The sequence below is a fragment of the Azospirillum humicireducens genome (assembly GCF_001639105.2).
Lineage (GTDB): Bacteria > Pseudomonadota > Alphaproteobacteria > Azospirillales > Azospirillaceae > Azospirillum > Azospirillum humicireducens.
Map to the genome: position 1 here is coordinate 500,126 of NZ_CP028907.1, position 20,884 is coordinate 521,009.

General features: G+C 66.9%; 22 protein-coding genes. 5 read left to right on the forward strand and 17 right to left on the reverse strand.

Annotation, left to right across the window (positions count from 1 at the left end; all coding sequences use genetic code 11):
• Positions 1-860: 860 nt before the first annotated feature.
• Both msrP and A6A40_RS29430 read left to right on the forward strand, forming a co-directional pair.
• Positions 861-1,808, forward strand: coding sequence for a protein-methionine-sulfoxide reductase catalytic subunit MsrP (gene msrP, locus A6A40_RS29425; RefSeq protein WP_108549355.1), 948 nt, complete (start codon positions 861-863; stop codon positions 1,806-1,808).
• A gap of 2 nt (positions 1,809-1,810) precedes the next feature.
• Entirely contained in the window at positions 1,811-2,566 is a 756-nt protein-coding gene (locus tag A6A40_RS29430; RefSeq protein ID WP_108549356.1) for a protein-methionine-sulfoxide reductase heme-binding subunit MsrQ, read from the forward strand.
• Here A6A40_RS29430 and A6A40_RS29435 read toward each other — a convergent pair.
• Positions 2,478-3,152, reverse strand: a complete 675-nt coding sequence (locus A6A40_RS29435; RefSeq protein ID WP_108549357.1) for a dienelactone hydrolase family protein — start codon at positions 3,150-3,152, stop codon at positions 2,478-2,480. The two genes, A6A40_RS29430 and A6A40_RS29435, sit on opposite strands and share 89 nt — an antisense overlap.
• A 197-nt stretch (positions 3,153-3,349) precedes the next feature.
• Between A6A40_RS29435 and A6A40_RS29440 the strand changes: the two genes are divergently transcribed.
• Positions 3,350-3,688, forward strand: a complete 339-nt coding sequence (locus tag A6A40_RS29440) for a hypothetical protein (RefSeq protein WP_108549358.1) — start codon at positions 3,350-3,352, stop codon at positions 3,686-3,688.
• Between the two features lie 174 nt (positions 3,689-3,862).
• Here the strand turns inward: A6A40_RS29440 and nhaA are convergent, their stop codons facing one another.
• The 8 genes from nhaA to A6A40_RS29480 all read right to left on the reverse strand — a co-directional run bounded on the left by nhaA (position 3,863) and on the right by A6A40_RS29480 (position 12,068).
• Positions 3,863-5,092 carry a Na+/H+ antiporter NhaA gene (gene nhaA, locus A6A40_RS29445; RefSeq protein WP_108549359.1) on the reverse strand — a complete coding sequence of 410 codons (1,230 nt, stop codon included), beginning with the start codon at positions 5,090-5,092 and terminating at the stop codon, positions 3,863-3,865.
• Positions 5,093-5,347: 255 nt separating this feature from the next.
• Positions 5,348-6,091, reverse strand: coding sequence for a TlyA family RNA methyltransferase (locus A6A40_RS29450; RefSeq protein ID WP_108549360.1), 744 nt, complete (start codon positions 6,089-6,091; stop codon positions 5,348-5,350).
• A gap of 84 nt (positions 6,092-6,175) precedes the next feature.
• The gene (locus tag A6A40_RS29455; protein WP_108549361.1) at positions 6,176-7,207 is read right to left on the reverse strand and encodes a sensor histidine kinase; all 1,032 of its coding nucleotides are present in this window, start codon (positions 7,205-7,207) and stop codon (positions 6,176-6,178) included.
• Positions 7,208-7,397: 190 nt separating this feature from the next.
• Positions 7,398-9,311: a 1-deoxy-D-xylulose-5-phosphate synthase gene (gene dxs / locus A6A40_RS29460; RefSeq protein WP_108549362.1), complete on the reverse strand. Its 1,914-nt coding sequence runs from the start codon at positions 9,309-9,311 to the stop codon at positions 7,398-7,400.
• A 25-nt stretch (positions 9,312-9,336) separates the two neighbouring features.
• Positions 9,337-10,230, reverse strand: coding sequence for a polyprenyl synthetase family protein (locus tag A6A40_RS29465; RefSeq protein WP_108549539.1), 894 nt, complete (start codon positions 10,228-10,230; stop codon positions 9,337-9,339).
• A 10-nt stretch (positions 10,231-10,240) separates the two neighbouring features.
• Entirely contained in the window at positions 10,241-10,537 is a 297-nt protein-coding gene (locus A6A40_RS29470; protein ID WP_108549363.1) for an exodeoxyribonuclease VII small subunit, read from the reverse strand.
• 164 nt (positions 10,538-10,701) lie between these two features.
• The gene (locus A6A40_RS29475) at positions 10,702-11,631 is read right to left on the reverse strand and encodes a histone deacetylase family protein (protein WP_108549364.1); all 930 of its coding nucleotides are present in this window, start codon (positions 11,629-11,631) and stop codon (positions 10,702-10,704) included.
• Positions 11,632-11,840: 209 nt separating this feature from the next.
• Complete coding sequence (locus A6A40_RS29480; RefSeq protein ID WP_108549365.1) at positions 11,841-12,068, reverse strand: sulfurtransferase TusA family protein; 228 nt, start codon at positions 12,066-12,068, stop codon at positions 11,841-11,843.
• 325 nt (positions 12,069-12,393) lie between these two features.
• Here A6A40_RS29480 and A6A40_RS29485 point away from each other — a divergent pair, with 325 nt between their 5' ends.
• Positions 12,394-12,777 carry an ArsR/SmtB family transcription factor gene (locus tag A6A40_RS29485; RefSeq protein ID WP_108549366.1) on the forward strand — a complete coding sequence of 128 codons (384 nt, stop codon included), beginning with the start codon at positions 12,394-12,396 and terminating at the stop codon, positions 12,775-12,777.
• Between the two features lie 38 nt (positions 12,778-12,815).
• Here A6A40_RS29485 and A6A40_RS29490 read toward each other — a convergent pair whose 3' ends face one another.
• Positions 12,816-13,211 (reverse strand): DUF423 domain-containing protein, encoded by a 396-nt coding sequence (locus A6A40_RS29490; RefSeq protein ID WP_108549367.1) that lies wholly within the window; start codon positions 13,209-13,211, stop codon positions 12,816-12,818.
• A 98-nt stretch (positions 13,212-13,309) separates the two neighbouring features.
• Here A6A40_RS29490 and A6A40_RS29495 point away from each other — a divergent pair, with 98 nt between their 5' ends.
• The gene (locus A6A40_RS29495; protein ID WP_108549368.1) at positions 13,310-14,068 is read left to right on the forward strand and encodes a glycosyltransferase family 2 protein; all 759 of its coding nucleotides are present in this window, start codon (positions 13,310-13,312) and stop codon (positions 14,066-14,068) included.
• Here A6A40_RS29495 and A6A40_RS29500 read toward each other — a convergent pair.
• The 7 genes from A6A40_RS29500 to A6A40_RS29530 form a co-directional block, all read right to left on the reverse strand.
• Positions 14,059-14,286: a hypothetical protein gene (locus A6A40_RS29500; protein ID WP_108549369.1), complete on the reverse strand. Its 228-nt coding sequence runs from the start codon at positions 14,284-14,286 to the stop codon at positions 14,059-14,061. The two genes, A6A40_RS29495 and A6A40_RS29500, sit on opposite strands and share 10 nt — an antisense overlap.
• Positions 14,287-14,375: 89 nt before the next feature.
• The gene (locus A6A40_RS29505; RefSeq protein ID WP_108549540.1) at positions 14,376-15,119 is read right to left on the reverse strand and encodes an SDR family oxidoreductase; all 744 of its coding nucleotides are present in this window, start codon (positions 15,117-15,119) and stop codon (positions 14,376-14,378) included.
• 13 nt (positions 15,120-15,132) lie between these two features.
• Positions 15,133-16,524, reverse strand: a complete 1,392-nt coding sequence (locus A6A40_RS29510; RefSeq protein ID WP_236784142.1) for an amidase — start codon at positions 16,522-16,524, stop codon at positions 15,133-15,135.
• A gap of 86 nt (positions 16,525-16,610) precedes the next feature.
• Entirely contained in the window at positions 16,611-17,384 is a 774-nt protein-coding gene (locus A6A40_RS29515; RefSeq protein WP_108549370.1) for an HNH endonuclease family protein, read from the reverse strand.
• A 217-nt stretch (positions 17,385-17,601) separates the two neighbouring features.
• Positions 17,602-18,546 carry an SDR family NAD(P)-dependent oxidoreductase gene (locus A6A40_RS29520; protein WP_108549371.1) on the reverse strand — a complete coding sequence of 315 codons (945 nt, stop codon included), beginning with the start codon at positions 18,544-18,546 and terminating at the stop codon, positions 17,602-17,604.
• A gap of 494 nt (positions 18,547-19,040) precedes the next feature.
• Positions 19,041-20,219, reverse strand: coding sequence for a phosphoserine transaminase (locus A6A40_RS29525; protein WP_108549372.1), 1,179 nt, complete (start codon positions 20,217-20,219; stop codon positions 19,041-19,043).
• A 134-nt stretch (positions 20,220-20,353) separates the two neighbouring features.
• Positions 20,354-20,809, reverse strand: coding sequence for a hypothetical protein (locus tag A6A40_RS29530; RefSeq protein ID WP_236784143.1), 456 nt, complete (start codon positions 20,807-20,809; stop codon positions 20,354-20,356).
• Positions 20,810-20,884 lie beyond the last annotated feature (75 nt).

Below are 20,884 nucleotides of genomic sequence, written 5' to 3' on the forward strand. Positions count from 1 at the left end.
CCATGGACCGCATTCCGCCACAGCAATGGACCGCCCCGGCATCATCCCGGATGCATGGTCCAATAAATTCAACCCGTCTCGTCCAGCAAATCGAGTACCCGCAACCCGTCTGCGCGCACCCGAGCCTGAACCGGCGAGTGACCGCGCAGTCCTACACCCCCGCACGATGAAGTAAAGGCGATTCAGGTCAATTTAGCCTTTGGTAGGCGTCATGACTTCTGGCTTATTGGCCATGCCTATGACTTAGGATGGATATTGGAGATTATTCAGCGTGATGACATTGATCACGCGTTTTTCACCAAAAAACGGAACAACGGCCGATCAAGTCAACGACACGTTGTTCGCTGACACAAGGTCTACCGACCACCAACTCGTCCGTCCAAAAATGCCCTGCTCTACCATCGTACAAGAACTGGAACGATTCAGTGACCGGCCTCGTTACAGATCCGAACCATGGCGGGATCATGCGGCATAAAGCCATCTCCCGCAGGGCGAGACCAATTCGACAGTCGTCACAGCCCAAGGCCTGATCATGATTCTCTGGACGATTTCCATGCAGGCATCGATGTACTGCATGCTTTCCTGGATCCGTGCCTGCAACAGCGGCACAGTCCTGGCCCATTCCTTTGCCGGACTGCCGGCGCTCGGACCGCCCCGACCGGCGGCGGATATTCTGCCCTTCCCGGTAAGGCGGGTTGCACGCAGCGGCGGGCTCGGCGGTCCCGCCATCGTGATCCCGCTCGGTCGCCGCTGCCCCCCCGCCGACGGCAGTTCACGCAATCGTGTAGAGAGCGTGATTTGCCGACGGCCTGCCGTAGACCTATGGTTACTGGCAGGAATGGTCCGTTCGGGAGAGGTCGATGCTGTTCAAATTCCCCACCGCCTCGCAGGTCCGCGAGGACGAGGTGACGCCGCGGGACCTGTTTCTGACCCGGCGCAGCCTGATGGCCGGCGGTGCCGCCGCGATGGCTCTGGGCAGCCTGCCGGTGTGGAGCGGCAACGCCTTCGCCGCCTCGTTCCAGGCGCCGACCACCATCAAGCCGGCCGATCCGAAGTTCGACCCGACGACGCCGATGAAGTCGGCAACCACCTACAACAATTTCTATGAGTTCGGCACTGGCAAGGGCGATCCGGCCGAGAATGCCGGCACGCTGAAGACCCGCCCCTGGGAAATCGCCGTCGGCGGCGAAGTCGCCAAGCCGATGACCATCGGCATCGAGGATCTGCTGAAATTCCCGATCGAGGAACGCATCTACCGCCTGCGTTGCGTCGAAGGCTGGTCGATGGTGATCCCCTGGGTCGGCTTCCCGCTGGCCGAACTGTTGAAGCGGGTGGAGCCGACCGGCAACGCCAGATATGTCGCCTTCCAGACCCTGAACGATCCCAAGCAGATGCCGGGCCTCCGCTCCTGGGTGCTCGATTGGCCATACACCGAAGGGCTGCGGCTGGACGAGGCGATGCACCCGCTGAGCCTGCTCGCCGTCGGCATGTATGGCGAGGTTCTGCCCAATCAGAACGGCGCGCCGATCCGTCTGGTGGTCCCGTGGAAGTACGGCTTCAAGTCGATCAAATCGATCGTCAAGATCACCCTGGTCAAGGACCAGCCGCCGACCGCCTGGAACAAGTCGCAGCCGCGCGAATACGGCTTCTATTCCAACGTCAACCCCGAGGTCGATCATCCGCGCTGGAGCCAGGCGACCGAGCGGCGCGTCGGCGAATTCTCCCGCCGCAAGACCCTGCCCTTCAACGGCTATGCCGAAGAGGTCGCGTCGCTCTATGCCGGGATGGACCTGAAGGCGAATTACTGACCATGGCCACCCCCACAGCCACCGCCGGCGTCGATCTGCGCGCCGGCGCCAACGCTGCGCTCGCGTCGCGTTGGGCCAAGCCCGCCGTCTTCACCCTCTGCCTCGTCCCGCTGGTCTGGACCATGTGGCTCGCCTACACCGGCGAGTTGGGGGCGGAGCCGGTGCTGGAGAGCGTCAAGGCCAGCGGCTTGTGGGCCTTGCGCTTCCTGCTGATCGCCCTGGCGCTGACGCCGCTGCGCATGCTGACGGGGGTGGCGGGGCTGGCGCGCTTCCGGCGGATGCTGGGGCTGTTCGCCTTCTTCTACGCCGCCGTCCACCTGTCGACCTACGTCGGGCTGGACCAGTTTTTCGACTGGCCGGCAATCTGGAAGGATATCGTCAAGCGTCCCTACATCACGGTCGGAATGGGCGCCTTCCTGATCCTGACGGCGCTGGCCGCGACCTCCACCGACGGCATGGTCAAGCGGCTGGGCGGCAAAAGCTGGCGCGCCCTGCACCGGTGCGTGTTCGTCGCCGGGCTGGCCGGCTGCCTGCACTTCCTCATGCTGGTGAAGGGCTGGCAGACGGCGCCGCTGGTCTATGCGCTGATCTGCATCGGGCTGCTGGCCTTCCGCCGCTGGCCGGTTCGGCTCTGGCGGCGGAAGGACCCGCAGGCCGGAACCGGCTCGGTCAGAACACCGCGCGCAGAAGCCCCACGGTCCGGCGAAGCGCCAGCACCGCGCTTTCCGGATGGAAGCTCCCCCGCTCGTCGCAGTTGAAGCCATGGCCGGCCGGATAGACATGCACCGGCAGCCATGGATAACGCGACCGCACCCCCTCCGCCACCGTCAGCGGGATGGCGTGGTCCTGCTCGCCGAAATGCAGCAGGGTCGGCACCCGTGGCGCGCTGTCCAGCGTCTTGCCGATCTCGCCGCCGTAATAGCCGATTGCAGCGCGCACCGGCAGGACCGCCGCCGACGCCCAGGCGATGCTGCCGCCCCAGCAATAGCCGACGATGGCCGCAGCCCCGTCACCGCCCAGATGGGCCAGCGCCGCCGCCACGTCCTGCAAGGCGTCCGCGGTCGGCACCGCTCCCTTCAACGCGATGCCCCGCTGGATGCCGGCATCGTCGTAGGCCAGTTCCACCCCGCGCTCGGTACGGTCGAACAGATCGGGCGCCACGGCGGTGAAGCCCTGTTGGGCGAAGCCGTCGCACACGCTGCGGATATGGTGGTTGATGCCGAAGATCTCCGGCGCCACGATAAGGCGCCCGATTTCCTCGCCCTTGGCCGGTGCCCGATAGGCGCGAAACCGGTGGCCGTCCGCGGCCTGGAGGTCGATCCAGCCCGCCGTTGCGTCATTCATGTCCCAGACCCTTCGTCTTGCAAGACCGTCCATGCGGTCGTTGCCGCCAATCATAAGAGGAGCGGCCGGGAGGGCAACTGGCGACAGGGCTGCGCTTGAGCTCGAACGTCATATCCCCTCTTCCATGGGAATTGTTGTCTCGTCATCATGCGGATTACCGCCAGTGTTTGGCGGGCCTATTCCTGACGAGGTCGACTGTGCGCAGATTCGCTTTTCTCGCAGTTTTCGCCGCGCTGGCCGGGGCGTCTGTTTCCGCCCAGGCCGCGGACACCTACAAGTTCAACCTTCACAACAAGTCGTCGGAATACGTCATCAACGGCTTCCGAACCTTCGAAGGCGGGGCATGGAGCAAGAACTGGATCAACTTCAAGCTTAAGCCGGGTGAATCCGCCGAAATGGACTGGGGCAGCGACGAAGGAAATTGCGTCGTTCCGTTCAAGGTGGACTGGGTCGGCTATGAATCGGAAAAGTTCAGCGTCGACTGGTGCAAGGTAAAGAACATCTACATGAAGGATCAGGGCTTCAGCTTCGATTGACGCTGACGGGCGCCGCGGCTGACCGCGGCGCCCCTTCAGCTTTGAGTCATAATCGACCCAACGGATGACTCGGTGGTTCCGCCAATTGCTGATACAGCGCGGCCAATGAGTTCGTCTCATCCCGCCGTGCCAGTCGGTGCGGATACAGGCGGTCAGCTTCGTTGACCACCGGGTTTACGCCGCGTTCCGATCGGCTTTCGCATACCGAGGAGCCGGACCGACGGCCTTCCGGGACACGAGGCGCAGAAGCAGGGCACCGGTGGTCGCGGACAGCAGCGAACCCGCGAAAACGCCGACCTTGACCGCATCGCCGAGTTCGGGCGAAGCAGGGAAAGCCAGGGCTCCGATGAACAGGCTCATGGTGAAACCGATGCCGCATAGCAGGGAGACACCGAAAAGCTGCGCCGTGTTCGCACCGGCCGGCATGTCGGCGAATCCCAGGCGAACGGTGAGCCAGGCGGTTCCGAACACTCCCACCATCTTGCCCACGAACAGCCCCATCGCAATTCCCAGCGGGAGAGAGCCGGTCAGGATCGACGAATCCATGCCGGCGAAGGACACACCGGCATTCGCGAAGCCGAAGACAGGCACGATCAGGTAGGCCACCCATCCGTGGATGCCATGCTCCAATCGGTGCAGCGGGGAATGCATGTCGTCCGGCTTGCCCGGCGCGGGGCGAAGCGGAATTGTCAGTGCGAGAGTGACACCCGCCAGCGTCGCGTGGACGCCCGACAGGAGAACCGCACCCCACAGGCCCAGGCCGAGAATGAGGTAGGGCCAGAGCGTCTGGACGCCGAAGCGGTTCAAGGCGATCAGGGCTGCCAGGATGAGCGCCGCCGCACCCAGCGCCGGCATCGACAGGTCGGCGGTATAGAACAGGGCGATGATGATGACGGCACCGAGATCGTCGATGATGGCCAGGGCCGTCAAAAAAACCTTGAGGGAGGTCGGCACGCGCGGCCCGAGAAGCGACAGGACGCCCAGGGCGAAGGCGATGTCCGTCGCCGCCGGAATGGCCCAGCCGCGGATCGCTTCCGGATCGCCGCTGTTGAAAGCCACATAGATGAGGGCGGGCACCATCATGCCGCCGGCCGCCGCCACACCCGGCAAAATCCGGCGGGACCATGAGGAGAGCTGGCCGTCCAGCATCTCCCGCTTGATCTCCAGTCCAACCAGGAGGAAGAAGATCGCCATCAGGCCGTCATTGACCCAATGGCCGATGCTGAGTCCCAGCACATAGCTGTGCAGCGTGCCGAAATAGACGCCGGACAGGGGTGAATTCGCAACGATCAAGGCGAGCGCCGCAGCGATCATCAGAAGAATGCCGCCTGACGCTTCGCTTTTCATGAATTCCCTGAAAATGGAAATCGGGCGCTGGAGAGAGGGTTGCGTCTTTTCCACCATGGAATTCTGTCCTTATACGATTTTTGTCAGAGCTGTTTCGTGCCTGTGGCTTTGCCACAGACAGAGTTTCCCGGACTATATGGGGCTACGAGCACGAAAATCAGGATGCGACGCCCTGGATAGCCGGCTTCATTGCGTCATACGCCAGGCTTCGGCAGGGCCAGCGCCATCACCGTAGCGACCTGGGCCGCGCAGAGCCCGGCAAGTGCTGGCTTATGGGCGTCTTCGCAAGGGTTTATGGTTCTACCATCCCGGTCAGGCTCGGTCCTTCACCGCCCCGATCAGGAACTCCTTGTTGCCCTCCGGCCCGGTGATCGGACTTTCGGTGATGTCCAGCACCCGCCAGCCCGGACGCGTGTCCAGCCAGACGCGGATGCGATCGCACACCTCCCGATGCAACTCCGGTTCGCGCACCACGCCGCCCTTGCCGACGCGGCCCTTGCCGACCTCGAACTGCGGCTTGATCAGGGCGACCAGCCTGCCACCCGGCACCACCAGATCGAGTGCCGCCGGCAGCACGACCTCCAACCCGATGAAGCTGGCGTCGCACACGGCAAGGTCGATCGGGTCCGGGATCTCGGCGCCGGTCAGGTGACGGGCGTTGGTCTTCTCCAGCACCACCACGCGCGCGTCATTGCGCAGCTTCCAGGCCAACTGGCCATGACCGACATCGACGGCATAGACCTTGGCGGCGCCGCGGGTCAGCAACACGTCGGTGAATCCGCCGGTGGAGGTGCCGACATCGACCGCGGTCAGACCGGTGGGGTCGATGGCGAAGACATCCAGCCCCTTCACCAGCTTCAGCCCACCCCGCGACACCCAGGGATGGTCCTGCCCCTTGACGGCCAGCGGAGCCTCCGCTGCGATCAGGTCGCCGGCCTTGTCGATGCGCTTGGTGTCGGAATAGACCAGCCCGGCCAGGATCAGCGCCTGCGCCTTGGCCCGGCTTTCCGCCAGCCCGCGCTCCACCAGCGCCACATCCGCCCTTATCCGTGCCATGCCGTCAGCCCTTCGCTCATGCCCTTGCCGGCGCATTCCTGACGCGGAACGGTCGGAAGGGCAAGCCCCCGGGGACCGGATTCGTCAGGCGGCGGGGAAGTCGACGATCACACGGGTACCGTAGGGGCTGCTGTCCGCGGCCAGCGTGCCGCGCAACTGGCCGACGAATGCACGGACCACCTTCAGCCCCAACGTGGCGGCACGGGTGATGTCCAGCCCGGCCGGCAGCCCGGTGCCGCGGTCGGAGATCTCCAGACGGACGGTATCGCCGCCAATGCGGCCAAGCCGCACATCGACGGTGCCCGGCGACCCGGCCGGAAATGCGTGGCGGGCGGCGTTGCCGACCAGTTCGCTCACGATCAGGCTGAAGGGAATGATCGAGTCGACCGGCAGTTCCGTCGCCTCCGCAGCGACATGGATACGGTGGGCGCCGGGAAGCGTCGCCTCCAATTCCTGACAGAGTTCCCGCAGATGCGGCGCCAAGTCGACGGTGCCGGCGCGCAAGGCGCCGTGGGTATGCTGGTGGGCTTGGGTAACGGTGCCGACCCGGCTGCCGGCGCTTTGCAGGGCACGGCGCACTTCGGGATCCTTGCTGGACAGCGTCTGCAGGGTCAGCAGGCTGGAGACGAGCTGCAGCGTGTTCTTCAGCCGGTGGCTGACATCGCGCAGACGCCGCTCATGCTCCGCAACCGACTCCGGCGTCTCATCTGCCGTGACGATCAGGGCACGGACGACGCCATTGAGACCCAGCATCGGAGTGACGCGCAAATCCCAGAACCGCTCACCGTCCGGTGCGCGGTCGCTCGCCGCCCGGTTGCGCTGCGGTCGACCGCTGTTGCGCGCTTCCACCAGCAACACCGGTGACAGGGCGGGAAAGCTGTTGGTCAAGCTGGAGCCCGCAACCACGCCCAGCGCGCGGAAGGCGGCGTTGGCGAAGCTGCAGCAGTCGTCCGCCCCCTCCAGCAGCGCGGTGGGCGTCGGCATCTGATCGAGCAGGCATCGCAACAGCGCAGGATCGTCGATGCATGAGCCGCTGCCTTCCGCCGCCCGCGCCGCGCCGTGATCCGTCCCGAACTCCGCGTTCCGGTACGCCGTGACCGCCATGATGTGCGCCATCGCCCCTGACCCCGTAGCCGCCCCGCGTGCTGCCGGCGCATCCACCGCTACAGAGGAGCTACCATTCCAGCCTGGGAAGTGTAAGGCGTCGCTCGCGCTCGGCACCAGTCCAACAACCCGAAACCTTCCTAGACAAATGGCATTACGACATTCGGATGGTTCCGGGTGGTTCGGCGATCTTGGACGGCGGTCAGGCCCGAGCCGCGGCGCTCTCGATGCCGAGTGCCTGAAGCGCAGTGCGGACGATGTGCTGGGCAGTCAGGCCGGCCGTCTCATACTGTTTGGCCGGCGCATCATGGTCGAGATAGAGGTCGGGCAGAACCATCGGGCGGATCTTCAAGCCGCCGTCAAGCAGGCCAGACGTTGCCAGGAACTGCAGAACGAAGCTGCCGAAACCGCCGACCGACCCCTCCTCGATGGTGATCAGAACCTCATGCTCCAGCGCAAGGCGGCGGACCAGATCCTCGTCCAGCGGCTTGGCGAAGCGGGCGTCGGCCAACGTGGTCGGCAGGCCGCGTGCCGCCAGTTCCGCCGCGGCGCGACGGCCCTCGCCCAGCCGGGTGCCGTAGCTGAGGATGGCGATCTTGGTGCCTTCCTGCAGGATGCGGCCCTTGCCGATCGGCAGGATGCTGCCGCGGTCGGGCAGTTCCAGCCCGACACCCTCGCCGCGCGGGTAGCGCAGGGCCGAGGCGCGGTCGTCGATGGCCGCCTGGGTCGCCACCATGTGCATCAGGTCCAGTTCGTCCGCCGCCGCCATCAACACGATATCGGGCAGGCAGCCGAGATAGGCGGTGTCGAAGGACCCGGCATGGGTCGCCCCGTCCGCCCCCACCAGACCGGCACGGTCGAGCGCGAAGCGCACGGGCAGATGCTGCAGCACCACGTCATGGATGACCTGATCGTAGGCGCGCTGCAGGAAGGTGGAATAAATGGCGCAGAAGGGCTTGTAGCCCTCCGTCGCCATGCCGGCGGCAAAGGTCACCGCATGCTGTTCGGCGATGCCGACATCGAAGCAGCGGTCGGGAAAGCGCTCGCCGAAGAGGTCCAGACCGGTGCCCGAGGGCATGGCGGCAGTGATGCCGACGATGGTCGGGTCGGCTGCCGCCTCGGCGATCAGGCTCTGGGCAAAGACGCGGGTGTAGGTCGGGGCGTTCGACTTCGGCTTGGACTGGGTGCCGGTCACAACGTCGAACTTGGCGACGGCGTGCAGCTTGTCGGCCGACGCCTCTGCCGGGGCATAGCCCTTGCCCTTCTTGGTGACGACATGGATCAGCACCGGCTTGTCGTCGTCGGCGTCGCGGACATTCTGCAGCACCGGCAGCAGATGGTCCAAATTGTGGCCGTCGATCGGACCGATGTAGTAGAAGCCCAGTTCCTCGAACAGGGTGCCGCCGGTGACCATGCCGCGGGCATACTCCTCCGCCCGGCGGGCCGCGTTGCGCAACGGGCGCGGCAACTGGTCGGCGATCTCCTTCGCCAGGTGGCGCAGCGAAAGGTACGGCTTGGAGGAGATCAGCCGCGACAGATAGGCGCTCATTGCACCGACTGGCGGGGCGATGGACATGTCGTTGTCGTTGAGGATGACGATCAGCCGCGACTTGGTTGACGCCGCGTTGTTCATCGCCTCGTACGCCATGCCGGCACTCATCGAGCCGTCGCCGATCACGGCGATGACGTTGCGCCGCTCCCCCTTGATCTTGCTGGCGACCGCCATGCCGAGCCCGGCCGAGATGGAGGTGGAGCTGTGGCCGGCGCCGAACGGATCGTACTCGCTTTCCGACCGCTTGGTGAAGCCGCTGAGGCCCCCACCCATGCGGAGCGTGCGGATGCGGTCGCGCCGCCCGGTCAGGATCTTGTGCGGATAGCACTGGTGCCCGACGTCCCAGATCAGCCGGTCATGGGGCGTGTCGAACACGTAATGGAGCGCGACCGTCAGTTCCACCACCCCGAGCCCGGCACCGAGATGGCCCCCGGTCACCGAGACGGCATCCACCGTCTCGGTGCGCAACTCGTCTGCGAACTGGCGGAGCTGCTCGGGCTTGAGGGCCCGCAGCTTGGCTGGCGTCGGACAAAGGTCGAGCAGCGGAGTCTTGGTGGAGGTCACGTCGTGATGGTCCTCAAAGCTCTGGTCAGGCGCGGCGCGCGACGACGAAGTCGGCGACCGCCTTCAACATATCGGCACGCCCATCGAAAATGTCCAAGTGCTGCGACGCCTGATTGGCGAGCATTTCCGCCTGGGCACGGGCACGGTCGCGGCCGAGGATCGACACGAAGGTCGCCTTGCCGGCCTGGGCGTCGCGGCCCACCGTCTTGCCGGTCTCCTCCGCCGTGCCTTCCACGTCCAGCAGGTCGTCGACGATCTGGAAGGCGAGGCCGAGATCGTGGGCGTAGGCGCGCAGCGCCGTGCGCTGCGGCGGGTTGGCCTTGCCCAGGATGCCGCCGGCCTCGCAGGAATAGGCGATCATCTCGCCCGTCTTCATGCGCTGCAGCCGGGTGGTGGTGCCGAGGTCGAAGGTCTCGTGTTCCGCGATCAGGTCCAGCATCTGGCCGCCGACCATGCCGTGGCCGCCGGACGCCTTGGCCAGCGCCGTCACCAGTTGGCAGCGGATGTTGGGATCCTCGTGCGTCGCCGGGTCCGCCAGCACTTCGAAGGCGAAGGTCAGCAGCCCGTCGCCGGCCAGGATGGCGGTCGCCTCGTCGAACTGGCGGTGGCAGGTAGGGCGGCCGCGCCGCAGCTCGCCATCGTCCATCGCCGGCAGGTCGTCATGGACCAGGGAATAGCTGTGGACCATCTCGACGGCAGCGGCGACGCGGATGGCGCAATCTGCGTTGACGCCGAACAGGGCCGCCGATTGCATCACCAGGAAGGGGCGCAGCCGCTTGCCGCCGTTCAGGCAGCCATAGCGCATGGCGTCGAACACCCGCGCTTCAGGCAGATCGGTGGTCGGCAGGAGGGCGTTGATCTTGACCTCGACCGCCTGGGCGATGTCGGCCAGCGCGGCTTTGAACTCGGTCTGGGACATGGTCTGCACGTCAGTCGATCCGGGCGGGTTCGGTGCCGAGGGAGCCGTCGGCGCTCACGGTGATGCGGTCGATCTTGGCCTGCGCCTCGCGCAGCTTCATCTCGCAATGGCGCTTCAGCGCCGTGCCCCGCTCGTAGGAGGAGATGGCGTCGTCGAGCTTGCCGCGCCCTTCCTCGAGCTGGCGGACGATCCGCTCCAGTTCGGCGAGCGCATCCTCGAAGCTGAGGACGGCGATGTCGGGCGGAAGGGCGGCGCCGGAGACGGGGGCGGAAGACGTCGTGGAAGGGGGCATGTCGGGCAGAACCATCGATGGAACCTCAAGCCCGCGAAGGTATGCCCCGCCCACGTCCGGCGCAAGGCCCGAGGCACTCAGTTACCCCGGCCATTGCGGCCTATGTGCGGCCTATGCGTTCGGGCTGCCCCTCCCCCTTTCGGAAGACCGGAGCGCCCGACCGCCCGGAAAGCCGCATGTCAGCAGTACATCAATTCGCGCACATGGGCGGCGCTGGCGGAAGCAAGGGCGCGCAGGTTGTAGCCCCCCTCCAGCACCGAGACGATGCGCGCCCCGCAATGGGTGCGGGCCAGTTCGCCCAGCTTGCGGGTGGCCCAGACGAAGTCATCGTCGATCAGGTGCAGACCGGCCAAAGGATCGCGCGAATGGGCGTCGAATCCGGCGGAGATAATGAGCAGGTCCGGCTTGAAATGGTCGATGGCCGGCAGGATGACGTGCGTCATGGCATGCCGGAACTCCGGCGACCCCGCCATGGCTGGCAGCGGCGCGTTGACGCAATTGCCGTACTCGCCCTTTTCTCCCGCATCCCCCGTGCCGGGATAGAGCGGCGATTGGTGGGTGGAGCAATAGAGCATGTCCGGATCGTGCTGCAGGATGTCCTGCGTGCCGTTGCCGTGATGGACGTCGAAGTCCATCACCGCCACGCGCTGCAACCCGTGCGCGGCACGGGCGTGATAGGCGCCGACCGCCGCGTTGTTGAACAGGCAGAAGCCCATCGCCTTGTCCCGCTCCGCATGATGGCCGGGCGGGCGCACGGCGCAGAAGGCGTTGCGCGACTGGCCGGTCGCCACCGCGTCGACCGCGGCGCAGACCGCGCCGGCCGCACGCAGCGCCGCCTCCCCCGATCCGGGCGAGACGACCGTGTCGGCATCGACGCCGGCATGCTCCACCTCGGGGATCAGCGACAGCACGCGGTCGATGTGCCCCTGCGGATGTGCGCGCAGGAGCTGTTCCACCGTGGCGCGCGGCGCCTCCTGCCGTTCCAGCATGTGGAACTCCTCCGTTTCCAGCGCGGCGAGCACGGCACGCAGGCGGTCGGAGCATTCGGGATGACCGAGACCCGTGTCGTGCTCCAGGCACGCCGGGTGGGTGAACAGGGTGGTGAACATCGATTTTTCGGTCGTTATCGTTGATTTTCGGGTGGCGTTTGCAGCGTTTCCAAAAACCATTCTTCCTGGATCGCTAATGAAAGTACAGGCTGAATCCAGGACGATTCGTCACAGCCCACTTTCGGGTGCCGGGGCAATCCGTGACACGATACGATCGCAACCGCAACGATGGGCCGGGACGGAGCGGGCCAAGGAGGAGCGGGCTGAAATCACGCCGTCCGCTCGATGACGAAGCGGAGGACACCGTCCTGTTCGGCAACCGACAGCAGACGGTTGCCCGTCGCCTCGCAAAAGGCGGGAAAATCCTTGCGGGCGCCGGGATCGGTGGCCTCCACGGTCAGGGTGTCGCCGATAGCGATGGCCCTGATCGCCTTGCGGGCGCGCAGGACGGGGAGAGGGCACTGTAAGCCCTTGGTATCCAACGGATGATCTGTCATGACCGAAATGCTATCCCACCTGCCGGCCAGTGTCATCGGCCGATGAGCCATCAAGGACCCTACATTCGCAGAACGCAACCATCGGATGATCAATCCTTCAGGTTATAGTTCCGTTTTGCGAGAAAAAAGCGGTGCTTGGCGGTAATGGCAGCGGCCAAGCCGGTGCTGAGACAATCGGCGCCACGGTCCGGGTGACGGAATCCCACAGGTGGACAATTCCCGTGCGGTACGAATATACTAGGATACGAGCATTTTTCTTTACCGGGCCGCGCAACGACAGCCCGGTTGCAAAACGAAGCGGAACGGACAGGGCAACGGGAAAGCGATGAAGATCGAGGATTTGCAGGCAAACGCCCGCCGGGCGAGCGCACTGCTGAAGGCGATGTGCAATGAGCGGCGCCTTCTTATCCTGTGCCACCTGAGCCAGGGCGAGCGGTCGGTGGGCGAACTGGAGGATCTGGTCGGACTGAGCCAATCGGCGCTGTCGCAGCATCTGGCCCGGCTGCGCAACGACAACCTGGTCCGCACGCGTCGCAGCGCCCAGAACATCTATTACTCGCTGAACGGTCACGAGGCCCAGACGATCATGACGACGCTGCACGGCCTCTACTGCCTCCCGGCGGAGGACGCAGCCGACGGCCGCGACGGTGATTCTGCGAATGATCCAGGCAGCGACACTTCCGATCTGCGCATCGCCGCGGCCGGTTGAACCAGCGAACCGCACACCCGCACCGAGGGGCGCAAGCCTCAGTCGCGCGCCAGCAGTGCCGCGGCCGCCAGCGCCACCCATCCCAGCATGAAACTCCATCCTCCGGCGGGAGCCGTCATCGGCACCGGCAGCGGCCCCACCGTGGCCAACGCATAGAGCGTGCCGCAGAACAGCAGGATCCCGGTACAGAACAGCCATCCCGCCGCCCGCAAGGCCAGCAGCTGCGCGCCCGTCCGCCCGGACATCCGCCCGGCCAGCGCCACCAGCAGAACCAGCGCCAGCGCATGCGCCATCTGATACAGCCCGGCGGTACGAAACCACTCCTGCGCCTGTGGCTGGCCAGCCAGCCCATGGCTCGCATAGGCGCCGGCGGCGACCGCGACGGCGCCATTGAGCGCGGCGAAGACGATCCAGATGCGGTCGATCACTCCCACGGACTATCTTCCCTTTCTTCCGATCACCCCAGGCCCATGGCCGGTGCTATCCTGAAGCCTGTCTACACGCAGGGCACCCGCGCGGGCAAGAAACGACCATGACCACAGAGCCAATCCCAGCCACCCCGCTCGTCAGCATCATCACGCCCACCTGGCAGCGGGAGGACTTCCTGCCCCGCCTGCATGCCTGCATCGAGGCGCAGACCCATCCCGAGATCGAGTGGCTGGTGTTCGACGACAGCCCGCGCCCATCGGCCTATCTGAAGCCGCTGGCGAATCCGCGGCTGAAGTATTTCTACTCGCCCAGCCGCTATGCCATCGGCGAGAAGCGCAACATCCTTGCCGAACATTCCAAGGGTTCCGTGATCGTCCATATGGACGACGATGACTTCTACGCGCCCGTCTATGTGGAGCGCGTGCTGGGCTGGCTGGAGAGGGGGCATGATCTGGTGAAGCTGTCGGGCTGGTTCCTTTACAGCATGGAACACCGGCGCTTGGGCTATTGGGACACCGCGCAAGGCGGCTCGCACCACCGTTGGGGACGGCAGGGCTGCCGCTATGTGGACGCGGCGGATGCCCCGCCCTCCCCCGACAATCTCGACGGCTATGGCTTTTCCTACGCCTACCGCCGCGCGGTCTGGGAAGCGGTGCGTTTTCCCGCGGTGAATGCCTGCGAGGACGCACCGTTCTTCAAGGCCGCGCGCGAGCGTTTCCGCGTCGGCAGCTTTCCCGATGCGGAGGGGCTGTGCCTGCACATGCTGCACGCCCGCAGCACCAGCCTGTGCCTGCCGCAGTACGAACTGCCGCCGGTCCTGTTGGAGCGCCTGTTCGGGCCGGATGTGGCGGCCTACACCTGAACGTCGAGGAACATGCCGCGGCGGTAGTTGCGCGGCAGGGTCAGCACCCCGTTGACCACGAGGGCGGCCAGTTCGCGCAGGCTGGGGATGCGCTGCCGCCCCTGCGGGACGACCCCATCCGCCCGCGCGCGAGCGCCGGACGCGGCAACCCGACCGCCGCCTGAGTCGGAGCGGATCGGCTCGTTCGAACGGTCGCCTGTGCGTCGGGTCTCAACCATGCGTGTCTGTTTACCATAAATGCGGCGGATGGAAAAGAGGAGGCGTCGCCTTCAAGCGCGGATATGGCCGCCCCCTGCCCCGCGGCCGCTCAGGTGTTGGACCAGCCGCCGTCGATGGCGATCGCCTGCCCGGTCATGAAGGCGGACTCGTCGGAGGCGAGATAGACGGCCAGCTTCGCCACCTCTTCCGCGGTGCCGAGCCGCCCCATCGGCTGGCGCGCTACGAAAGCGGCACGCGCGGTGTCGTAATCGCCCAGTGCCCGCATGCGGTCGTGCAGCGACGGGCTGTCCACCGTGCCGGGGCAGATGGCGTTCACCCGGATCCCGCGGGTGACGTAATCGGCGGCGACCGACTTGGTCAGGCCGACCACCGCGGCCTTGGTGGTGCCGTAGATGAAGCGGTTCGGCGCCCCGATGATAGAGGAGGCGACCGACGACATGTTGATCACCGATCCGCCGCCCGCCTCCAGCATTCCCGGAAGGAAGGCGCGGATCATCCGGTACATCGAGCGGACGTTCAGCGTGACGGAAAAGTCGAACGCATCCTCGTCGCAGTCCAGCACGGTGCCGGCATGGACATAGCCGGCGCAGTTGAACAGCACCGACGGCGCCGGCACCTCCGCCGCGAAGGCCTGGATCGCCACAGGATCGCAGACGTCGAGCCGGCGGGTGACGATGCCGGGGGTGCCGGCCAGATCCTCCAGCAGGCCGTCGTTGATGTCGGTCGCAAGGACGCTGGCGCCCTCTGACGCGAAGGCAAGGGCGGCGGCGCGCCCCATGCCCTGCGCCGCGGCGGTGACGATGGCGGTCTTGCCCTGCAGTCTTCCAGCCATGCCGGTCATCTCCTCAGCTTTCAAGCCAATGATGGACGAAGCCCGCCTCCCGCTCCAGCAGGCGGCCCAGGCGAATCAGGCGCCGCTCCTCGCCCGGCCGGGCGATCAGCTGGATGCCGAAGGGCAGCCCTTCTCCGCCGACCGGCAAAGTGAGCACCGGAAAGCCGATCAGCGTGACGATGGCGGTGACGCCAAGATAGTCGAGGATGGTCTCCACCGGCCGCCCGTCGATCTCCGTCACCTCGCCGTCCGCATTCGGCCAGGGCAGCACGCCGCAGGCGGGGGCGGCCAGCACGTCGATGTCCTCGAACAGCGCCACGAAGCGGCGGTATAGGGCGGTGCGGGCGGCCTGCGCCTCGAGATAGGCGTCGGCGGCGATGCCGGCGCCGGCCTCGATGTTCCAGCGGATGGTGTCGGTCAGATCGTCGCCATGTCTTGCCAGCATCGGCCCGAAGGCGTGTCGGGTCTGCGCGGCGCGCAGCGTGCGGAAGGTCGCCATGGCATCGCCGCAGTCGGGATGGCGGCGCGCCACCGGCCCGACGACGCGTTCCAGCCGGTCGACCGCAGCGGCGAAGCGTTCCCGCACCGCCTGGGAAACGGTGGCCGCACCGAAATCGGCGGTGGCGCCCAGCCGCGATTCCGATCCGTCGTCGCGGTCGCCGAACAGCGAGGTCGGATCGCGCAGGTCGCTGCCGGCCATCGCCGACAGCAGCAGCGCGCAGTCTTCGGTATCGCGCGCCAGCACACCGTGGGTCGCCAGCGTGTCCCAGCCCAGGGCGCGGCCCGGCGCCGGGATCAGTCCCGGCGTCGGCCGGATGGAGGCGATGCCGCAGAAGCTGGCCGGCACCCGCACCGATCCGCCGAAGTCGGTGCCGTGTGCCAACGGCGCCATGCCGACGGCGACCGCCACCGCCGACCCGCCGCTCGACCCGCCAGAGGTGAGGGTGGGATCGACGGGGTTGCGGGTCGGGCCGTACAGGCGGTTGCGGCAAACGGCGCCGAAGCCGAATTCCGGGGTGTTGGTCTTGCCGATGACGATGCCGCCCGCCGCCTCGATCCGCGCAACGGCGATGTCGCTGCTGGCCGGCACATGTTCGGCGTAGAGCGCCGAGCCGTAGGTGGTGCGGATGCCGCCGGTGTCGGTCAGGTCCTTCACCGCCACCGGCAGCCCATGCAGCGGCCCGACCGGCGCCGGGGCGGCGTCCAGCGCCTCGGCACGGGCCAGGGCGTGGTCGGCGGCGACGGTGATGAAGGCGGACAGCGCCGGCTCCTTCGCCGCGATGCGCGCCAGATGCACCTCGACCGCCTCCCGCGCCGACAGTTCCCGCCGCGCCAGCCTTGCCGCCAAGCCGGCAGCGCTCTCCCGCCACAGGGCCCGCCCCAGGCCGTCATGTCCTGCGCTCACAGCATCCTCCCGTTTCCGGCCCGAACCGTACCGCGAAACTGGCGGTATGCGAAACAATGTTTCGCATGCCACGGGGCAGAGTGCCGTCAGCGCTGGCGGCCGGCCGACGCGCGGCAGTCGTTCAGGATGTTGCCGACGGTCACCCGCTCCCGCTCGTCCATCGCCAGCCCCCAGCGCGCCTTCACCAGGATCCAGTCGGCGACATAGAGGCAGATGCCGTCGCGCTTCGGCGGCAGCCACTCCTCCGGCCCCTTGGAGCCCTTGGCACGGTTGGCTTCCCGGCTGGAAACCAGGAGGGTTCGCGGATCGCTGGTGTCGTTGGCGTAGGCTGCGCGCCGTTCCCGGCTCCAGTCGTAGCCGCCGCTGGCATAGGCCTCCTCCAGCGGAACCCGGTGGTCGATGTCGACCATCTGGGGATCGGTGAAGCGTTCCCCGGTATAGGGGTCGATCCAGTCGCCGGCCTTCACGCTGCAGCCCTTGGCGTCCAGCGTCGCCGGGCGGCGGGAGTCGCGGATCAGCACCTTTTCACGCGCGTTCAGACAACCACCCTCCAGCGCCAGCCAGTGCGGCCACTCCTCCCGCTCATAGCCGCGGCGCCGTTCCGGCTCCACCCGGATGGCGTCGAGCTGGCGGGTCACCTCGGCATAATCGATCCGGTCGGTGGCCCGGGCGACGATCGGCGGCGGCGGTTCGGCAATCTCCTGCTTGCGCGGCTGGCGGGGGCGCTGAGTCTCCTGGCCCAGCAGACCGTCGAGCGTGCCGGGCGGCAGGACATGCAGCCGTTCCGCCAGTGCGACGGCGGCCAGCACGGCAAGCACGACGAACAGCCCCCGCAGGGTCAGGGAACCTCGGCGGGCCACCTCAGCGCACCCAGGACCATTCCCCTCTCCCCCCCGGGGAGAGGGTTAGGGTGAGGGGGGGCCGATGGCCGACCGCATGTCGCGGCACATCCCCCTCACCCCGGCCCTCTCCCCGGCCCTCTCCCTGGGGGGGAGAGGGGGATTCCGACGCCGCCTTCGTCATGCTCTGCTCACCTGAATCTTTCGTCCCCCTCATACTCCGGTAGCTCGCCCGACCTCAAGGCATGCGGCCGGTCAAGGTGGCGCTCAGCCCCTGGAGAAGGCCGACCTGGCAGACCGTGTCGAAGGTGGAACGCATCAGCGACGGGTCGCCGATCGACACTCGGATGTCGCCGGCCCGCGGTTCCGAGTGGCGGCGGCGCACGTTGCTGCCGCACAGCTCCTGCAGGACGTCCAACAGCATCACCAGCGAAGTGGCGCGGCCGGTACAGAGATTGTACACCTGCGCGCCGGCAAAGCGCCGATCCATCGCCAGCGCCAGGATGCGCACAACATCGCCGACGAAGACGAAATCGCGGACCTGCTGGCCGTCGCCATGGATCTCCACATCCTCACCGCGCGCCACCCGGCGGGCGAAAATGGAGATCACGCCGCTGTAGGGCGACATCGGGTCCTGCCGCGGCCCATAGACGTTGAAGAAGCGGAAACCGACCGTCGCCACTCCCTGGATCGACCATGCGACGCGGGCATGCATTTCGCAGCCCAACTTGTCGACGCCATAAGCAGACAGCGGACGCGGAAGCTCGTCCTCGCTCAGGGGCGTGTTGGTGTTGTCGCCGTATATGGCGGCTGACGAGGCGTAGACCACGGGGATCGGCCCGCCGCGCCTGGCGTCGCGCGCCGCCTCGAAGACGGTGACGGTGCCCAGCAGGTTGGTGCGGTGGGTCTCCGCCCACAGCTCCCGCGATTTCTGCACGGACGCGACGGCGGCAAGGTGGAAGACGCCGTCCACCCCTTCGCCATCGTCGCCGGCCATCGCCTCGCGCACCGCATCGGGGTCGGCAACGTCGCCCACCACCAGCGCCGCCGCCTCCGGCTTGTTGTCCAGCCGGCCGCTCGACAGGTTGTCGAGGATCGTCACCCGATGCCCGTCGGCCAGCAGCCGGTCGGCCAGATGCGAGCCGATGAACCCGCAGCCGCCGGTGATGAGGTAGTGCGCCATGGTCCGTCCAAGCCCTTCGTTCGTTGTGACCGGTCCCGCCGCAGCGCAGCGGAGCCGCCGGATTTCCCGCTCTAAGGGTCGGGACACAACCACAGGATCGCCAGACCATCTTCGGGATAGGGCAGCGCCTCAACCGGAGAGCCAGGCCGCCCGTTCGGCGAGCCGGCCGGCGAATCGGCCCGCGTTCCACCACGGCGGCTTCCGGATAGGCGCGACCGATGGTTCAACAGGGTTATCCACCAGCTTGTCCACGGTTCTGTGGATAACCATGGTCAAGCCCGCCAGCCGAAATCCGCGTCGGACCGGACACACTGGTGCAGAAATGCTGCTGCGTACGAACGGCGCTTGGCCCGAGCCTTTGCTGCACAGCACAAATTTCACCGACGCAAAAGGCCCCGCTGTGGCTTTCACGCCACGGCAGGGCCTTTCGACCGGGTCGAACGGGCCTGTGGACTAAGGCCCGGCTTCCGCTTCGTGCTTTGCTGCGCGCAGCATCAGGCCTGCTTGGAGCCGAGCATCTCCGCCTTGACGGTGGCGAAGGCCCAATCGAGCCAGGGCAGAACCGCCTCCATATCCTCGTTTTCCACCGTGGCGCCGCCCCACAGGCGCAGGCCCGGAGGCGCGTCGCGGTAGGAACCGGCGTCGAAGGCGGCCTCCTCCTTCTCCAGCAGCGCGGTCAGCGTCTTGGCGAAGGCGGCCTGGGTGTCCTCCGGCAGCGCGGTCACCTCCGGATCGGTGAAGCGCAGGCAGATGGAGGTGCAGGAGCGGGTCGCGGTTTCCTTGGCGAGGAAGCCGGCCCAGCTGCTGGCCTCCGCCCACTCCGCGACGATGCGCAGATTCTGCTCCGACCGGCGGATCAGCTGGGTCAGGCCGCCCAGCGACAAGGCCCAGCGCAGGCCGTCGATGGCATCCTCGACGCAGAGCATCGACGGGGTGTTGATGGTGTCGCCTTCGAAGATGCCTTCGATCAGCTTGCCGTTCTTGGTCAGGCGGAAGATTTTCGGGAGCGGCCGGTCGGGCTGGAAGCTCTCCAGTCGCTCCACCGCGCGCGGGCTCAGCACCAGCATGCCATGCGCCGCCTCGCCGCCAAGCACCTTCTGCCAGGACCAGGTGGCGACGTCGATCTTGTTCCAGGGCATTGCCATGGCGAAGGCCGAGGAGGTGGCGTCGCAGATGCTCAGCCCTTCGCGATCGTCCGGGATCCAGTCGCCGTCCGGAACGCGGACACCGGCGGTGGTGCCGTTCCAGGTGAAGACCACGTCGCGGCTGAAATCGACCGCCGACAGGTCCGGCAGCTCGCCATAGGGGGCGATCAGGTTGCGGACGTCCGGCAGCTTCAGCTGCTTGGCGACATCCGTCACCCATTCCTTGCCGAAGCTCTCCCAGGCCAGCATGTCGACGCCGCGGGCGCCCAGCAGCGACCACAGCGCCATCTCCACCGCTCCGGTGTCGGAGGCCGGGACGATGCCGATGCGGTAATCGCCGGGGATGGCCAGAACCGCGCGGGTGAGGTCGATGACCTCCTTCAGCTTGGCCTTGCCCGGCTTGGAGCGGTGCGAACGGCCGAGCAGTGCGCCATCCAGCGCGTCGAGCGACCAGCCCGGTCGCTTCGCACAGGGACCCGAGGAGAAGAGCGGATTGTTGGGGCGGCGGCTTGGCCGGCTGATCGTCATGGGCGGACTTCCTGTCCCGGAACGGGAATGTGCGGAGGTCCGGACCTTAAAAGCTGAGTCCCCGCCCGTCAATCGACGGGCGCGACGCCCAGCCACACCGGATCCGCAGCCCTGCCGGCACCCCTGCCAGCCGCCTACTTCGTGCGGCCGATCTTGCCGTTGCGATAGGTCCAGGCGGCGTCGCCGCCGCCGGCCGGCTGCGGCATCGAAACGGTCAGCATGTCGTTGTCGATGGTGACCTGGGCGGCATCGCTGCAGGAGCCGAAGGGATAGGAGACCACCGGCTGCGGCCCGCCGACCTCGAGGATACGGAACCGGGTCGGGCAATCCTTGGCACCGGTGTCGGCCTGGAACAGGGCGATCCAGCGTTCCTTCAGGGAATAGGCGCCGACGAAGGACAGCATCTCGCTCTCCTTGTCCTCGAAGACCGGCTTGTCGTTGACCGATACCTGCGTGTGCTTCGGCCCGATGTCGGTCATCGTCAGAACCGTGTTGCCGAGCGCCGCCATCAGGCGGGGCTCCGCCGCGCCGGCGGAGGTGGCGATCAGAAGGCTGCCCGCCACCGCGGCATACACACTAAGAACCCGCAAAGGCCGTCTCCCTGGCTGCTGCGCCCCGGCGGGGCGGCTGTCCGAACCGGGCGCACCATAATGCGGCACGCGTCC

Bases quoted from the DNA above. Each gene is read 5' to 3' on its own strand.
- A6A40_RS29455 (WP_108549361.1), bottom strand. From the start codon at position 7,207: ATGGCGCACATCATGGCGGTCACGGCGTACCGGAACGCGGAGTTCGGG.
- A6A40_RS29480 (WP_108549365.1), bottom strand. From the start codon at position 12,068: ATGACAGATCATCCGTTGGATACCAAGGGCTTACAGTGCCCTCTCCCC.
- A6A40_RS29435 (WP_108549357.1), bottom strand. From the start codon at position 3,152: ATGAATGACGCAACGGCGGGCTGGATCGACCTCCAGGCCGCGGACGGC.
- A6A40_RS29495 (WP_108549368.1), top strand. From the start codon at position 13,310: ATGACCACAGAGCCAATCCCAGCCACCCCGCTCGTCAGCATCATCACG.
- A6A40_RS29525 (WP_108549372.1), bottom strand. From the start codon at position 20,219: ATGACGATCAGCCGGCCAAGCCGCCGCCCCAACAATCCGCTCTTCTCC.
- A6A40_RS29450 (WP_108549360.1), bottom strand. From the start codon at position 6,091: ATGGCACGGATAAGGGCGGATGTGGCGCTGGTGGAGCGCGGGCTGGCG.
- A6A40_RS29520 (WP_108549371.1), bottom strand. From the start codon at position 18,546: ATGGCGCACTACCTCATCACCGGCGGCTGCGGGTTCATCGGCTCGCAT.
- A6A40_RS29505 (WP_108549540.1), bottom strand. From the start codon at position 15,119: ATGGCTGGAAGACTGCAGGGCAAGACCGCCATCGTCACCGCCGCGGCG.
- A6A40_RS29485 (WP_108549366.1), top strand. From the start codon at position 12,394: ATGAAGATCGAGGATTTGCAGGCAAACGCCCGCCGGGCGAGCGCACTG.
- A6A40_RS29430 (WP_108549356.1), top strand. From the start codon at position 1,811: ATGGCCACCCCCACAGCCACCGCCGGCGTCGATCTGCGCGCCGGCGCC.
- A6A40_RS29500 (WP_108549369.1), bottom strand. From the start codon at position 14,286: ATGGTTGAGACCCGACGCACAGGCGACCGTTCGAACGAGCCGATCCGC.
- A6A40_RS29465 (WP_108549539.1), bottom strand. From the start codon at position 10,230: ATGTCCCAGACCGAGTTCAAAGCCGCGCTGGCCGACATCGCCCAGGCG.
- nhaA (WP_108549359.1), bottom strand. From the start codon at position 5,092: ATGGTGGAAAAGACGCAACCCTCTCTCCAGCGCCCGATTTCCATTTTC.
- A6A40_RS29475 (WP_108549364.1), bottom strand. From the start codon at position 11,631: ATGTTCACCACCCTGTTCACCCACCCGGCGTGCCTGGAGCACGACACG.
- msrP (WP_108549355.1), top strand. From the start codon at position 861: ATGCTGTTCAAATTCCCCACCGCCTCGCAGGTCCGCGAGGACGAGGTG.
- A6A40_RS29470 (WP_108549363.1), bottom strand. From the start codon at position 10,537: ATGGTTCTGCCCGACATGCCCCCTTCCACGACGTCTTCCGCCCCCGTC.